The organism is Ramlibacter sp., assembly GCA_019635435.1.
In the GTDB taxonomy this organism is placed as follows: domain Bacteria; phylum Pseudomonadota; class Gammaproteobacteria; order Burkholderiales; family Burkholderiaceae_C; genus JAHBZM01.
In genome coordinates this window covers 2,292,007-2,306,180 of the sequence record JAHBZM010000001.1, presented here as the reverse complement: position 1 = coordinate 2,306,180, position 14,174 = coordinate 2,292,007, and the positions used below count along the sequence as shown (strand labels likewise).

17 protein-coding genes and 1 tRNA gene are annotated in these 14,174 nt (G+C 67.5%); 5 read left to right on the top strand and 13 right to left on the bottom strand.

The window, feature by feature from the left end:
- Positions 1-6: 6 nt before the first annotated feature.
- Complete coding sequence (locus KF796_11205) at positions 7-720, top strand: glutaredoxin family protein (GenBank protein ID MBX3587198.1); 714 nt, start codon at positions 7-9, stop codon at positions 718-720.
- A gap of 43 nt (positions 721-763) precedes the next feature.
- Here KF796_11205 and rpiA read toward each other — a convergent pair whose 3' ends face one another.
- A complete protein-coding gene (gene rpiA, locus KF796_11200) occupies positions 764-1,435 on the bottom strand; it encodes a ribose-5-phosphate isomerase RpiA (protein MBX3587197.1) in 672 nt (223 codons plus the stop codon).
- 34 nt (positions 1,436-1,469) lie between these two features.
- Between rpiA and KF796_11195 the strand changes: the two genes are divergently transcribed.
- Positions 1,470-2,531, top strand: coding sequence for a quinone-dependent dihydroorotate dehydrogenase (locus tag KF796_11195; GenBank protein ID MBX3587196.1), 1,062 nt, complete (start codon positions 1,470-1,472; stop codon positions 2,529-2,531).
- 27 nt (positions 2,532-2,558) lie between these two features.
- On the opposite strand, the gene KF796_11190 is transcribed toward KF796_11195, so the two are convergent.
- The 3 genes from KF796_11190 to KF796_11180 all read right to left on the bottom strand — a co-directional run bounded on the left by KF796_11190 (position 2,559) and on the right by KF796_11180 (position 5,549).
- Positions 2,559-3,671 (bottom strand): NAD(P)/FAD-dependent oxidoreductase, encoded by a 1,113-nt coding sequence (locus tag KF796_11190; GenBank protein ID MBX3587195.1) that lies wholly within the window; start codon positions 3,669-3,671, stop codon positions 2,559-2,561.
- Positions 3,671-4,519, bottom strand: a complete 849-nt coding sequence (locus KF796_11185) for an N-formylglutamate amidohydrolase (protein MBX3587194.1) — start codon at positions 4,517-4,519, stop codon at positions 3,671-3,673. Before KF796_11185 ends, KF796_11190 begins: the two co-directional genes overlap by 1 nt.
- A 73-nt stretch (positions 4,520-4,592) precedes the next feature.
- Positions 4,593-5,549: a tripartite tricarboxylate transporter substrate binding protein BugE gene (locus KF796_11180; GenBank protein ID MBX3587193.1), complete on the bottom strand. Its 957-nt coding sequence runs from the start codon at positions 5,547-5,549 to the stop codon at positions 4,593-4,595.
- 112 nt (positions 5,550-5,661) lie between these two features.
- Here KF796_11180 and KF796_11175 point away from each other — a divergent pair, with 112 nt between their 5' ends.
- Positions 5,662-6,630, top strand: a complete 969-nt coding sequence (locus KF796_11175; protein ID MBX3587192.1) for a LysR family transcriptional regulator — start codon at positions 5,662-5,664, stop codon at positions 6,628-6,630.
- Positions 6,627-7,118 carry a cyclic nucleotide-binding domain-containing protein gene (locus KF796_11170; GenBank protein ID MBX3587191.1) on the top strand — a complete coding sequence of 164 codons (492 nt, stop codon included), beginning with the start codon at positions 6,627-6,629 and terminating at the stop codon, positions 7,116-7,118. The genes KF796_11175 and KF796_11170 overlap by 4 nt, the downstream gene beginning before the upstream one ends.
- A gap of 70 nt (positions 7,119-7,188) precedes the next feature.
- On the opposite strand, the gene KF796_11165 is transcribed toward KF796_11170, so the two are convergent.
- Together KF796_11165 and dnaQ are read right to left on the bottom strand one after the other, a co-directional pair.
- Positions 7,189-7,263, bottom strand: a tRNA-Val gene (locus KF796_11165).
- Positions 7,264-7,291: 28 nt separating this feature from the next.
- The gene (dnaQ, locus tag KF796_11160; GenBank protein MBX3587190.1) at positions 7,292-8,002 is read right to left on the bottom strand and encodes a DNA polymerase III subunit epsilon; all 711 of its coding nucleotides are present in this window, start codon (positions 8,000-8,002) and stop codon (positions 7,292-7,294) included.
- Positions 8,003-8,046: 44 nt separating this feature from the next.
- Between dnaQ and KF796_11155 the strand changes: the two genes are divergently transcribed.
- Positions 8,047-8,802, top strand: coding sequence for a glucose 1-dehydrogenase (locus tag KF796_11155; GenBank protein ID MBX3587189.1), 756 nt, complete (start codon positions 8,047-8,049; stop codon positions 8,800-8,802).
- Between the two features lie 12 nt (positions 8,803-8,814).
- Here KF796_11155 and fdx read toward each other — a convergent pair whose 3' ends face one another.
- The 7 genes from fdx to iscR are packed head-to-tail and all read right to left on the bottom strand — an operon-like array spanning position 8,815 to position 14,158.
- Positions 8,815-9,153, bottom strand: coding sequence for an ISC system 2Fe-2S type ferredoxin (fdx, locus tag KF796_11150; GenBank protein MBX3587188.1), 339 nt, complete (start codon positions 9,151-9,153; stop codon positions 8,815-8,817).
- Positions 9,154-9,162: 9 nt separating this feature from the next.
- Positions 9,163-11,022: a Fe-S protein assembly chaperone HscA gene (gene hscA / locus KF796_11145; GenBank protein MBX3587187.1), complete on the bottom strand. Its 1,860-nt coding sequence runs from the start codon at positions 11,020-11,022 to the stop codon at positions 9,163-9,165.
- Between the two features lie 19 nt (positions 11,023-11,041).
- Positions 11,042-11,560, bottom strand: coding sequence for a Fe-S protein assembly co-chaperone HscB (gene hscB, locus KF796_11140; protein MBX3587186.1), 519 nt, complete (start codon positions 11,558-11,560; stop codon positions 11,042-11,044).
- A gap of 51 nt (positions 11,561-11,611) precedes the next feature.
- Positions 11,612-11,935 carry an iron-sulfur cluster assembly protein IscA gene (gene iscA / locus KF796_11135; GenBank protein MBX3587185.1) on the bottom strand — a complete coding sequence of 108 codons (324 nt, stop codon included), beginning with the start codon at positions 11,933-11,935 and terminating at the stop codon, positions 11,612-11,614.
- A 14-nt stretch (positions 11,936-11,949) separates the two neighbouring features.
- A complete protein-coding gene (gene iscU / locus KF796_11130) occupies positions 11,950-12,348 on the bottom strand; it encodes a Fe-S cluster assembly scaffold IscU (GenBank protein ID MBX3587184.1) in 399 nt (132 codons plus the stop codon).
- An 18-nt stretch (positions 12,349-12,366) separates the two neighbouring features.
- Complete coding sequence (locus KF796_11125) at positions 12,367-13,587, bottom strand: IscS subfamily cysteine desulfurase (protein ID MBX3587183.1); 1,221 nt, start codon at positions 13,585-13,587, stop codon at positions 12,367-12,369.
- A gap of 34 nt (positions 13,588-13,621) precedes the next feature.
- Positions 13,622-14,158 (bottom strand): Fe-S cluster assembly transcriptional regulator IscR, encoded by a 537-nt coding sequence (gene iscR, locus KF796_11120; GenBank protein MBX3587182.1) that lies wholly within the window; start codon positions 14,156-14,158, stop codon positions 13,622-13,624.
- Positions 14,159-14,174: the final 16 nt, after the last annotated feature.

Sequence of the window (14,174 nt, the reverse complement as noted above, 5' to 3'; positions counted from 1 at the left end):
CTGTCCATGTCATTTGCCACCCGAAGCATCGTTCCCGGCCTGATGGGCCTGCTCCTGGCTGGCGCGCTGGCCCCGGCCGGCGCCCAGCAGATCTACCGCATCGTCGGGCCCGACGGCAAGGTGAGTTTTTCGGACAAGCCGCCCATGACCGAAGGCGCCAAGGCCGCGCCGGTCAACACCGGAGCCGGCAGTGGTGGCGGTGGCGCCTTGCCGTATGAATTGCGCCAGGTCACGGGCAAATACCCGGTCACGCTGTATTCGGGCAAGGACTGCGCGCCCTGCGGCGCCGGCCGCGCCATGCTCACGAGCCGGGGCGTTCCGTTTGTGGAAAAGACAGTCACCAGCAATGAAGACATCCAGGCGCTGCAGCGCCTGGCCGGGGACGCCTCGCTGCCCCTGCTGACCGTTGGCAGCCAGCAGCTCAAGGGCTACTCTGACGTGGAGTGGTCGCAGTACCTGGACGCCGCCGGCTACCCCAAGACGTCTTTGCTTCCGCCCAGCTTCCGCAACCCGCCGCCGGCCCCGCTGGTGGCGGTGCAGCAGGCCCCCGCGGCGCCGCAGAATGCTGCTCCCGCCGGGCCGCAGAATGCCACCACCGGGACCAGCATCGGGCCCGCCACCATCAACCGGCGCACGGGCGTGAGCACCGCCAACACAGAGAACGGCGCACCGGCAGCGCCGCCTGTGCGCAATACCAATCCGGCCGGGATTCAGTTTTAAGAGAGCCAGACCGGTTCAGGCACGGGTTGCCACGAGCAACCCGTCAAAACTCCAGCGTCCTGACCCCGTCCGCCGTCCCCAGCAGGCACACGCTCGCCTTCTGGAACGCAAACACCCCTACCGTCACCACGCCCGGCCACTGACTCACCTGGGCCTCAAAGGCCAGCGGGTCGGTGATTTGCAGGCCGGTCACGTCCAGGATGTGCTGGCCGTTGTCGGTGACCAGGGGCTGGCCGTCTTTCAGGCGCACGCTGGCCGTGCCGCCCATGGCGGCAAACTGGCGCACCAGCCGCTGGGTGGCCATGGGGATGATCTCCACGGGCAGCGGGAATTTGCCCAGCACCTTGACCAGTTTGCTTTCGTCGGCGATGCAGACGAAGCGTCTGGACTGCGCGGCCACGATCTTCTCGCGCGTGAGCGCGGCGCCGCCGCCCTTGACCATGTGGCCCTGGCCGTCGATCTCGTCGGCGCCGTCGATGTAGACCGAGAGCTCGGCCACCTCGTTGCTGTCAAACACGGGGATGCCCAGCGCCTGCAGCCGTTCGGTGGAGGCGACCGAGCTGGAGACGGCGCCCTTGATCTGGTCCTTCATGGTGGCCAGCGCGTCAATGAATTTGTTGACCGTGGAGCCGGTGCCCACGCCGACGATTTCGCCGGGCACCACATACTGCAGCGCGGCCTGGCCGACCAGGGTTTTGAGTTCGTCTTGTGTCATCTGGGAAAATCCGTGGAGTTCACCGAATTATCCAATGTCCCTTCTACCCTACGCCCTCGCCCGCCCCTTTCTCTTCGGGCTGGACCCGGAAGCCGCCCACGAGCTGACGCTGCACTCGCTGGCCCGGCTGCAGGGCACGCCGCTGCAATGGGCTTACTGCAACGCGCGCGTGGACGACCCCATCGAGCTGGCGGGCCTGCGCTTTCCCAACCGCGTGGGCCTGGCCGCCGGGCTGGACAAGAACGCACGCTGCATTGACGGTCTGGCCGCGCTGGGCTTTGGCTTTGTGGAGGTAGGAACGGTCACGCCCAAGGGGCAGCCGGGCAACCCCAAGCCGCGCATGTTCCGCCTGCCGCAGGCCAACGCGCTGATCAACCGGCTGGGCTTCAACAACGACGGGCTCGACGCCTTCATCGCCAATGTGCAGCGCTCTGAACTGCGCCGGCCGGGTCACCGCAGCCGCGGCACGCCGCTGGTGCTGGGCCTGAACATTGGCAAGAACGCCACCACGCCGATCGAGGACGCCACGCGCGACTACCTCACGGGCCTGGATGGGGTGTACCCGCATGCCGACTACGTGACGGTCAACATCAGCTCGCCCAACACCAGGAACCTGCGCGCGCTGCAAGGCGACGAGGCGCTGGACGGCCTGCTGGGCGCGCTGGCCGCGCGGCGCGAGGCACTGGCCACGCAGCACGGCAAGCGCGTTCCGCTGTTCGTGAAGATCGCGCCCGACCTGGACGAGGCGCAGGTGGAGGTGATTGCGGCCACGCTGAAGCGTCACGCCATGGATGGGGTGGTGGCCACCAACACCACGCTGAGCCGCGAAGCCGTCAAGGGCCTGCCGCACGCCGAAGAGGCCGGCGGCCTGAGCGGCGCGCCCGTGCTGGAGGCCAGCAACCGCGTGATCGCGCAGCTGCGCGCGGCGCTGGGCAAGGGTTTTCCCATCATTGGCGTGGGCGGCGTGCTCAGCGCGGCCGATGCGGTCTCCAAGATCGAGGCCGGCGCTGACCTGGTGCAAATCTACACCGGGCTGATCTACAAGGGGCCGGATCTCGTGCGCGAAGCCGCGCTTGCGATCAAAAAAGCCCGGTAGTCCAGGAATGGCGGCCACTCATTGCTATCAATCAGATAGCAATTGAACTGCTTCATCGGCAATGGCGAGCGCGCTGGTGAGCCCCGGTGACTCGATGCCAAGCAGGTTGACCAGCCCCGCCACGCCGTGCACTGCCGGCCCCTGGATCAGGAAATCGGCTGCGGCCTCGCCCGGCCCGCTGATCTTGGGCCGCAGGCCGGCATAGCCGGGCAGCAGCGCGCCGTCGGCCAGCGCAGGCCAGTACTTGCGCACCTCGGCGTAAAAGCCGTCGCCGCGGCGCGGGTCCACCACCAGGTCGTCAGGCGAATCAACCCATTGCACGTCGGGGCCAAACTTGGCCTGGCCGCCCAGGTCCAGCGTCAGGTGCACGCCCAGTCCGGCCGCCTCGGGCACGGGGTAAATCAGCCGCGTGAACGGGGCGCGGCCCGCCAGCGTGAAGTAGTTGCCCTTGGCAAAGTACGCGGTGGGCACATGCCGTGCGTCCAGCCCCTCAAAGCGCGCGGCCAGCGCGGGGGCCTGCAGTCCCGCGGCATTGACCACCGTGCGCGCGGCCAGTTCGGTGCCGTCATCTGCTACCAGAACCATAGCAGCCTGTGGCCGCCCCGTCTGGACTACAGCCCGATTCAATGAAGAATTGAAGGCCACCATGCCGCCCGCGTGTTCCAGATCGCCCTGCAGCGACAGCATGAGCGCGTGGCTGTCCACAATGCCCGTGCTGGGCGAGTGCACGGCCGCCACGCACGCCAGCTGCGGCTCCAGCGCGCGGGCCTGGTCGCGGCTCAGCAGCACCAGGTCGTCCACGCCATTGGCCGCCGCCTTGCCGATGATGCCCTGCAGCGCCGCCACCTGCCCTTCGCTGGTGGCCACGATCAGCTTGCCGCAGCGCCGGTGGCCGATGCCGCGCTCGGCGCAGTAGGCGTACAGCTGCTGCTTGCCCTGCACACACAGGCGGGCCTTGAGCGAGCCGGCCGCGTAGTAGATGCCGGCGTGAATGACCTCGCTGTTGCGCGAGCTGGTGCCCGTGCCAATGGCGTCGGCGGCCTCCAGCACCATGACCTCGCGGCCCTGCAAGGCCAGCGCCCGCGCCACGGCCAGGCCGACCACGCCGGCGCCAATCACCACACAATCGACCGCGTCCATCAGAGGGCGCGCGGATCGGTGGCCAGCAGCAGCGTCACCAGCGACTGCAGGTGGCCCTGCAGCGGTTCAAAGCCCGCGGTGGTCTGCAGCGTCTGCTCGTTCATGTACAGCTTGCGGTTGATCTCCAGCTGCAGGCTGTGGCGCTGCTGCGCCGGCTGGCCGTAGCGGCGCACCAGTTCCACGCCCTTGTAGGGGTGGTTGTAGGCCACGCTGTAACCCAGGCCCTTGAGGTGCGCCATCACCAGCGCCGAGAGCGCGGGGCTGGCCGTGCTGCCATCGCGGTCGCCCACCACGAAGTCGGCGTGCACAAGGCCGGGGAAGTCGGTGGCCTGGGACGAGGCCACGGCCGGCATGGAATGGCAGTTGATGTGCAGGCTGTAGCCGTGGCGCGCATGCGCCGCGTCAATGGCCTGCGCCACCGCCGCGTGGTAGGGCCGCCAGCAGCGGTCGATGCGCCCCTGCACCTCGGCCACGCTGAGCGGCCGGTCGTACAGCGCCTCGCCCTCATCGGTGCAGCGCCAGATCAACCCCTTGCCCAGGCGCACCTTGGACAGCACGCGCGGATCGGTGGCCACGGGGCCGGGCCAGGGCGCGTCCAGCATGGACTCGTCCACCTCGATCGTGTCGCGGTTGGCGTCCAGGTAGCTGCGCGGAAACAGCGCTTCCACCCAGGCCACGCCCAGCGCGGGCGCGAAGGCGTAGAGCTTCTCCACATGGGTGTCCTCGGCCTGGCGCAGCCGCAGCGCGTCACAGGCAAAGCCAAAGTCATCGGGGTACTGCGTGCCGCTGTGCGGGGAGTCCAGCACCAGCGGTGTGCTGCCCGGCAGCACACGGATCATGGAAGTCATGCCTGCCATTGTGGCGCAGCGCGCCGCGAAGCGGCGGGCCAGCAGCCGCAGCACGGTGTCCGCGCGCGCGCCCTCAGTCAAGGCTGATCTGTGCAAAGCGGCTGATGCGCTGCATCTTGTCGATCTCCTTGCGGATCTGGGCGGCAAATTCATCGGGCCGCGTGCCCGAGGGAAACAGGCCCTGCGCGGCCAGCCGGGCCCGTACATCGGGCTCCTTCAGCACCCTGGCCACGGCCTCCTGCAGCCGCTGCACGGCGGGCCTGGGCGTGGCGGCCGGCGCCACCAGGCCAAACCACGACGGGTCGTTGTTGGAGAACAGGCTCAGCTCCGCATAGGTGGGCACCCCGGGCAGCACATCGAGCCGCTCGCTCCACGAGACCGCCAGCGCGCGCAGCTGGCCCGACTTGACGTAGGGCAGTGAGGAGGCCACCTGGTCGAAATACACGCCCACCTGCCCCGCCAGCAAATCGTTCTTGGCCGGGCCCGCGCCGCGGTAGGGAATGTGGACCATGAAGGTGTTGGTCGTGCTCTTGAACAGCTCGGCCCACATGTGGCCGATGGTGCCGTTGCCGGGCGAGGCATAGGTCACCTTGCCGGGGTGGGCCTTGAGGTATTTGATGAATTCGCCGTAGTTGCGCACCGGCAGCGCATTGCTGACCACCAGCACGCCGGGCGCCTTGACCACCTCGGTCACGGCCGCAAAGTCCTTGACCGGGTCATACGGCAGCTTGCGGTACACCGCAGGGTTGACGCCGTGGGTGGACAGCGTGGCCACGCCCAGCGTCAGGCCATCGGGCGCGGCCTTGGCCACCTCGGCCATGCCGATGGAGCCGCCCGCGCCGCCGCGGTTCTCCACCACCACGGGCTGGCCCAGCGCACGGGCCAGGGGCTCGCTCAGCACCCGCGCAGTGATGTCGGTGGCGCCGCCCGGCGGGAAAGGCACCAGCAGGCGCAGCGGCCGGCCGTCGGCCCATGACATTCCTGAAAGTAATGTTCCAGAGGCAAGACCCAGAACCTGTCGACGTTGCATCATGACGCTCTCCAACGAGTTTTAATGGCTTGATTCTGTTCAGCCCCCGCTGCTTGTGCAAATGAAAGTCCCGCCTGATAACATTCCATAACGGAATCATCAGACCCAAGCCATGCGACGCCTGAACCCCCCGCTGCACCTGCTGCGCGCCTTTGCCACCACCGCCCGGTTTGGCAGCATCTCGCGCGCGGCCGAGTCGCTGCACCTCACCCAGAGCGCGGTGAGCAAGCAGGTGCAGGAGCTGGAGCGCTGGACCGGCGTGGCCCTGTTTGAACGGGTGCGCAAGCGCCTGAGCGTCACGCCCGCGGGCCAGCGCTACGAGGCGGCCGTGCGGCCGCTGCTGGCGCAGCTGGAGGCGGCCACGCTGGAGCTCATCACCAGTGGCGACGGCGGCGGCGCGCTGAACCTGTCCACGCTGCCCACCTTTGGCGCCAAGTGGCTGATCCCGCGGCTGCCGCGCTTCCAGCAGGCCCACCCGCAGATCGAGCTGCATTTCGTGCCCTATGTGCAGGGCTATGACTTTCACCGCGCGGACCTGGACTGTTCGATCCTGTTTGGCGATGGCCACTGGCCCGGCGCCGTGGCCGACTACCTCACGGGGCGCGAGGTCGTGCTGATCGCCCCGCCCTCGCCGCGCGGCAAGCCGCTGCTGCGCGCGCCGGCCGACATCAGCCGCTTTGCCCTGCTGCAGCACGTGTCGGTGCCCCAGGCCTGGGCCCACTGGTGCGACACCCACGGCGTGCGTGGCATCAACCCGATGGCCGGGCCGCAGCTGGACCAGTTTCACAGCCTGATCCGCGCCGTGGCCGCCGGCATGGGTCTGGCGCTGGTCCCGCAATGCCTGGTGCGTGATGACATCGCGGCGGGGCTGGTCTCGGCGCCGCTGGACGACGGCTATGTGGACGACCAAGGCTATTGGTTATGCTATCCCGAGGCCCGCGCGCATCTGGAGCCGCTTGACCGGTTCCGCCGCTGGCTGCTCGCGGAATGCCATCCGCCGGGTTCCCCGGGCTCGCTGCCCGGGCCCCGCCATTCCCCAACTCTGGATAATGAAGCCGTGGAAACGACCCCTGCACCATGAGTCTGCCCTTCCTCACACCCAGGAAACCCGACATCTCCAAACTCGTCGCGGCCGTGGCGGCCAACTCGCGCGATGACACGCTGGCCCGCTTCATGCCCGAGCAAGCCTGGCCCGTGCTGGCCGAATACCTCGCGCCCGAAGACGTGCAGCGCGGCCATGTGCTGATTGCCCAGGGCGCGCTGGACCGGTCGCTTTATTTTGTGGAGTCGGGGACGCTGCGCGTGCACTACGGCGACCAGGCCGGGCAGATCCAGATCGCCACGCTGGGCCCGGGCGCGGTGGTCGGTGAAGGCGCGTTCTTCTCGCAGATCGAGCGCAACGCCACCGTGCAGGCGCTGGAAGAAGGCCGGGTCTGGGGCCTGACACCCGAGCGCTTTGCCAAACTGTCCAAGCAGCAGACCGCGGTGGCGTTGGCGCTGGCCATGGCGCTGGGCGCCATCATCTCCACGCGCATGCTGGACGTGAGCAAACGGGTGGCCGTGACCTGATTGCGGCCTTTGCGGCCTGGCGCTTGCCCATGAAAAAAGCCGGCCTGTTGGGGCCGGCTTTTTCGTTGTCTGGTGGGCGATACATGGATCGAACATGTGACCCCTGCCGTGTGAAGGCAGTGCTCTACCGCTGAGCTAATCGCCCGGGGAATCGAATTCCGCGAAGTCTCGGATTATGCCATAGAACTGGCGGAGCGCCAGACGGCTGCGCCGCCGCAGGCCTTGTCCAGCTGCTTGAGCACCTCTTCATGCGCGGCCAGTTCCTGCTCGCTGGCGGCGATCACCGGCAGCGTGAAGCTGCGCAGGTCCACCCGCACCAGCGTGCTGGTCGCGTTGTCGTGCGTGGCCACGTCGATCAGCAGCGCATCCTGGCCACGCGTGAGGTTGATGTACACGTCGGCCAGCAGCTCCGCGTCCAGCAGCGCGCCGTGCAGGGTGCGGCCCGAATTGTCCACGCCCAGCCGGTCGCACAGCGCGTCCAGGCTGTTGCGCTTGCCCGGGTACATCTCCTTGGCCATGACCAGGGTGTCGGTGACACTGCCCACGTAGCTGCGAAACGGCGGCTTGCCGATCAGCTCAAGCTCCTTGTTCAGGAAGCTCACATCGAACGCCGCGTTGTGGATGATGATCTCGGCGCCGCCCAGGTAGTCCATGAGTTCATCGGCCACGGCCTTGAATTTGGGCTTGTCGCGCAGGAACTCGTTGCTGATGCCGTGGACCTTGAGCGCGTCCTCGTGGCTGTCGCGCTCGGGGTTGAGGTAGAAATGCTTGTTGTTGCCGGTGAGCTTGCGGTTGAGCAGCTCGACGCAGCCGACTTCAATGATGCGGTCCCCGCCCTCGGCGGACAGGCCCGTGGTTTCAGTGTCAAGAACGATCTGGCGCATGCGGGCGATTATGCTTGACGCATTTGGGCAGACGGAGGCACGGCATGTTCAATCTCGACGGAAAAGTGGCCCTGGTCACGGGCGGCAACGGCGGCATCGGCCTGGCCATGGCCACCGGGCTGGCACGCGCCGGCGCGGCCGTGGTCATCGCGGGCCGCAATGCCGCCAAGTCGGCCCGCGCGGTGGAGCAGCTCAGGGCCGCGGGTGCCCAGGCCGACGCGCTGCAGGCCGATGTCAGCGACGAAGCCTCGGTGACGGCGCTGATGGCGGCCTGCGTCGCGCGCCACGGCCGGCTCGACGTGCTCATCAACAACGCCGGCACCACCGTGCGCAAGCTGCCGCAGGACCTGAGCCTGGAAGAATGGCGCCACGTCATGGACACCAACCTCACCAGCGCCTTTGTCTGCGCCCGGGCGGCCTGGCCGCACCTCAAGAGCGCGGGCGGCGGCAAGGTGATCAACATCGGCTCGATGCTGTCGATCTTTGGCGCACCTTATGCCTCGGCCTACGGTGCCAGCAAGGGCGGCATTGTGCAGCTCACGCGCTCGCTGGCGGCGGCCTGGGCCGGCGACGGCATCCAGGTCAATGCCGTGCTGCCCGGCTGGATCGACACCGAGCTCACGCAGGGCGCGCGCGAGCAGGTTCAGGGCCTGTACGAGCGGGTGCTGGCGCGCACCCCGGCCGGCCGCTGGGGCCAGCCCGATGATCTGGCGGGCATTGCGGTGTTTCTCGCGAGCAGCGCGTCGGACTTTGTCACCGGCACGGCCATCCCGGTGGACGGCGGCTATTCCATCGCCTAGGGTCGCAGACGCCTAGTGGTTTTCCTTGGCGTGGTTGATGGAGTACTTGGGGATCTCGACCACCACATCGCTTTGCGCCAGGATGGCCTGACAGCTCAGGCGTGAATGGGGCTCCAGGCCCCAGGCGCGGTCCAGCAGGTCTTCCTCGTTCTCGTCCAGCTCGTTGAGCGAGCCAAAGCCTTCGCGCACCACCACGTGGCAGGTGGTGCAGGCACAGCTCATGTCACAGGCATGCTCGATGTTGATGTGGTTGTCCAGCAGCGCCTCGCAGATCGAGGTGCCGGCGGGCGCCGTGACTTCGGCGCCCTGGGGGCAATATTCTGGGTGGGGAAGAATCCGGATGACGGGCATGGCGGGCTTTCAGATCGATTCGACACGGCGCCCGGACAGCGCCTTCTGGATGCCCTGGTTCATGCGCCGGGCGGCAAAGGACTCGGTGCCATCGGCCAGGGCCTTGGTGGCGGCCTCGATCGCGGCAGCCTCGGGCTGCTGGGCCATTGTCCTGCGCAGTTGGTCCATCAAGGCCTCGACTTCGGCGCGCTGAGCCGCGTCAAGCAGGTCCCCGTCGGCCGCCAGCGCGCTTTGCGTGGCCAGCAGCATGCGGTCGGCATCAACCCGGGCCTCGACCAGGGCGCGCGCCTTCATGTCCTGCTCGGCGGTGGAAAAACTGTCCTGCAGCATCGCGGCAATCTGCTCGTCCGACAGGCCGTACGACGGCTTGACGTCGATGCGCGCCTCCACGCCACTGCCCTGCTCGCGCGCATTGACGCTGAGCAGGCCGTCGGCATCCACGGTGAAGGTCACGCGGATGCGCGCCGCGCCCGCCGCCATCGGCGGAATGCCGCGCAGCTCGAAGCGCGCCAGGCTGCGGCAGTCGGCCACCAGGTCGCGCTCGCCCTGCACCACGTGCAGCGCCAGCGCGGTCTGGCCGTCCTTGTAGGTGGTGAAGTCCTGCGCCTTGGCGGTCGGGATGGTTTCGTTGCGCGGCACGATGCGCTCCACCAGGCCGCCCATGGTCTCAATGCCCAGCGACAGCGGGATCACGTCCAGCAGCAGCAGGTCGCCGGCGGTGTCATTGCCGGCCAGCTGGTTGGCCTGGATCGCCGCGCCCAGCGCCACGACCTCATCGGGGTTGAGGTTGACCAGCGGCGGGCGCCCGAAGAACTCGGCCACCGCACGCTGGATTTGAGGCATGCGCGTGGAGCCCCCGACCATCACCACGCCCCGGATGTCGTCCTTGCCCAGCCGCGCATCGCGCAAGGCCTTGCGCACTGCGGCAAGGGTGCGCGCGGTCAGCGCCGCCGTGGCGGCCTCGAAATCGGCCGATGTCAGGTCAAAATCAATGGGAGTCCCCGACAGGCGGGCACTGAGTGCTACTGAATTGGTAGCAGACAGGGCCTCCTTGGCCACCCGGGCCGCCTGCTTGAGCGCGGCCTTGTCGCCGGGCGTCGCGGCGCGGGCGCCGGCTTTTTCCTGCACCCAGTCGGCCAGCGCGCGGTCGTAGTCGTCGCCGCCCAGCGCCGAGTCGCCGCCGGTGGCCATGACCTCGAACACGCCCTTGCTCATGCGCAGGATGGAGATGTCGAAGGTGCCGCCGCCCAGGTCGTAGACCGCGTAGATGCCCTCGCTCGCGTTGTCCAGGCCATAGGCAATGGCGGCCGCCGTGGGCTCGTTGATCAGGCGCAGCACGTGGATGCCGGCCAGCTGGGCCGCGTCCTTGGTGGCCTGGCGCTGCGCGTCGTCAAAATACGCGGGCACCGTGATCACCGCGCCATACAGGTCGTCGTTGAAGGTGTCCTCGGCCCGGTGGCGCAGCGTGGCGAGGATCTCTGCGCTGACTTCCACGGGCGACTTCTCGCCGGCGCGGGTCTGCAGGGCCAGCATGCCGGGCTTGTCCACGAAGCGGTAGGGCAGCTTCTCGCGGCCCTCGATGTCGGCCAGGCCCCGGCCCATGAAGCGCTTGGCCGAGGCAATGGTGTTTTCCGGGTCGGCGGAAGCCGCGTCCACGGCGTCATGGCCGATCTGGCGGCCATTGTTCTCAAGGTAGCGCACCACCGAGGGCAGGATCACGCGGCCCTGCGCATCGGGCAGGCATTCGGCCACGCCGTTGCGCACGGCAGCCACCAGCGAATGGGTGGTGCCCAGGTCGATGCCGACCGCGACGCGCCGCTGGTGCGGATCGGGGGACTGTCCGGGTTCTGAAATCTGAAGCAATGCCATGGGGTTCTGTCGTTGGGCCCTATTGTCCCAGTTGGTCAATGCGCGCTTCGACGTCATGGGCAAAGCGCTCGATGAACATCAGCGCCCTGACCTGCTGGGCAGCGCGCGGGTAGTCGCGCCGGGTGTCAAGCAGGTCTTCAAGCTGCCGCAGCGCTTCAGCGCGCGAGGCCCTCAGCGTGTCGTCCAGCGCGTCGAGCTCGACGGCCGTGCCCGCCTCGTCCAGCGCCTCGCGCCACTGCATCTGCTCCATGAGGAACGCAGCGGGCATGGCGGTGTTGTTCTCGGCGTTGATGGGCGCGCCCTGCAGCTCGCACAGGTAGGCCGCGCGCCGCAGCGGGTCCTTCAGGCGCTGGTAAGCCTCGTTGATGCGCACCGACCACTGCAGCGCCAGCCGCTGGGCCGCTTCGCCTTGCGCCGCAAACCGGTCGGGGTGCGCTTCGCGCTGCAGCTCTTTCCAGCGCGCGTCCAGCGCGGCCCGGTCCTGGGCAAACCGGGCCGGCACGTCAAACAGCTCGAAATCGGTGGACTGGAGGTTCATGTCAAGAAAAAGCCGCCCCGCAGGCGGCCGTGGCGGGAGTGCGCAAGGGGCTCAAACCCTGAAGGACTCGCCGCAACCACAGCGGTCGCGCTCATTGGGGTTGTTGAACTTGAAGCCCTCGTTGAGGCCCTCGCGCACGAAATCGAGCTCGGTGCCATCGATGTAGGCCAGGCTCTTGGGGTCGATCAGCACCTTGACGCCGTGGTTCTCGAACACCACGTCCTCGGGCGCCATGTCGTCCACATACTCGAGCTTGTAGGCCAGGCCGGAGCAGCCGGTGGTCTTCACGCCCAGCCGCACGCCCACGCCCTTGCCGCGCTTGGACAGGTAACGCGAGACGTGCCGGGCCGCGGCTTCTGTCAGGGAAATCGCCATGGAACCCGAACCCCTCAGTGAACAGCGACCGCGACGTGCTTCTTCTTGTAGTCGTCCACGGCGGCCTTGATGGCGTCCTCGGCCAGGATCGAGCAATGGATCTTGACCGGCGGCAGCGCCAGTTCCTCGGCGATCTGGCTGTTCTTCAGCGCTGCGGCCTCGTCCAGCGTCTTGCCCTTGACCCACTCGGTCACGAGCGAGCTGGAGGCAATGGCCGAGCCACAGCCGTAGGTCTTGAAGCGCGCGTCTTCAATGACGCCGGTTTGCGGGTTCACCTTGATCTGCAGCTTCATCACGTCGCCGCAGGCCGGGGCGCCCACCATGCCGGTGCCCACGGAATCGTCGCCCTTGTCGAAGGAGCCGACGTTGCGGGGGTTTTCGTAGTGATCAACAACTTTTTCGGAGTAAGCCATTTTGGGGTCCTCTTGAATTCAATGAGCGGTCCACTGGATGGAACTGATGTCCACCCCGTCCTGGTACATCTCCCACAGCGGGCTCAGGTCGCGCAGCTTGGCGACGTTGGCACGGATGGTGGAGACGGCGTAGTCGATTTCTTCCTCGGTGGTCCAGCGGCCGATGGTCATGCGCAGGCTGCTGTGGGCCAGTTCGTCGCTGCGGCCCAGGGCGCGCAGCACATAACTGGGCTCGAGCGAGGCCGAGGTGCAGGCCGAGCCCGACGAGACGGCCAGGCCCTTGATGCCCATGATCAGCGATTCGCCCTCAACAAAGTTGAAGCTCATGTTGAGGTTGTGCGGCACGCGCCTGTCGGCATGGCCGTTGATGAACACCTGCTCGATGTCCTGCAGGCCCTTGAGCATGCGGTCGTGCAGGGCACGGATGCGCTTGTTTTCCTCGTGCATCTCGGCCTTGGCGATGCGGTAGGCCTCGCCCATGCCCACGCACTGGTGGGTGGGCAGCGTGCCCGAACGCATGCCGCGCTCGTGGCCGCCGCCGTGCATTTGCGCCTCGATGCGCACGCGCGGCTTGCGCCGCACGAACAGCGCCCCGATGCCCTTGGGCCCATAGGTCTTGTGCGAGGTCAGGCTCATCAGGTCCACCGGCAGCGAGGCCAGGTCGATATCCACCCGGCCCGTGGCCTGGGCCGCGTCCACGTGGAAGACGATGCCCTTTTCGCGGCACAGCGCGCCGATGGCCGGGATGTCCTGGATCACGCCGATTTCGTTGTTGACGAACATGACGCTGACCAGGATGGTGTCGGGGCGGATGGCTGCCTTGAGCACGTCCAGGCTCAACAGGCCGTCTTCCTGGACATCAAGGTAGGTCACTTCAAAGCCCTGGCGCTCCAGCTCGCGCATGGTGTCCAGCACGGCCTTGTGCTCGGTCTTGACCGTGATCAGATGCTTGCCCTTGGTCTTGTAAAAATGGGCCGCCCCCTTGAGCGCGAGGTTGTTGGACTCGGTCGCGCCGGAGGTCCAGACAATCTCGCGCGGGTCGGCGCCGATCAGGTCGGCCACCTGGCCGCGGGCCCTTTCGACGGCGGCCTCAGCCTCCCAGCCCCAGGCGTGGCTGCGCGAGGCCGGGTTGCCGAAATGCTCGCGCAACCAGGGGATCATGGCATCCACCACCCGCGGATCGCACGGGTTGGTGGCGCTGTAGTCCATGTAGATGGGAAAGTGGGGAGTGGCGTCCATGGCTGGCGGTAACTGCTGGCGGAAAACGAAGGGATCAGGACTTGGCGAATGCATTGCCCAGCGCAAACACCGAGTTGGGCGCATTCACGCGGATCGGCTTGACCACGGGCTGGCTGGAGATGGCGCGCTTCACGGCGGGCTTGTCCTCGATCTGGATGCCCTTGGCCAGTTGCTCGTCCACCAGCTTCTGCAGGCTCACGGAGTCCAGGAACTCGACCATGCGCTGGTTCAGCGAGGCCCAGAGCTCATGCGTCATGCAGCGCCCGCCGTCGCCCAGGCAGTTTTCCTTGCCGCCGCACTGGGTGGCGTCGATGGGTTCATCCACCGAAACGATGATGTCAGCCACGGTGATGTCGGCCGCCTTGCGCCCGAGCGTGTAACCGCCTCCTGGCCCCCGGGTGGATTCGACCAGCTCATGGCGGCGCAGCTTGCCAAACAGCTGTTCCAGGTAGGACAGGGAAATCTGCTGGCGCTGGCTGATCGCGGCCAGGGTCACGGGGCCGTTGTTCTGGCGCAGGGCCAGGTCAATCATCGCGGTGACCGCGAAGCGGCCTTTGGTTGTGAGACGCATTGCAAGCTCCTTAAAT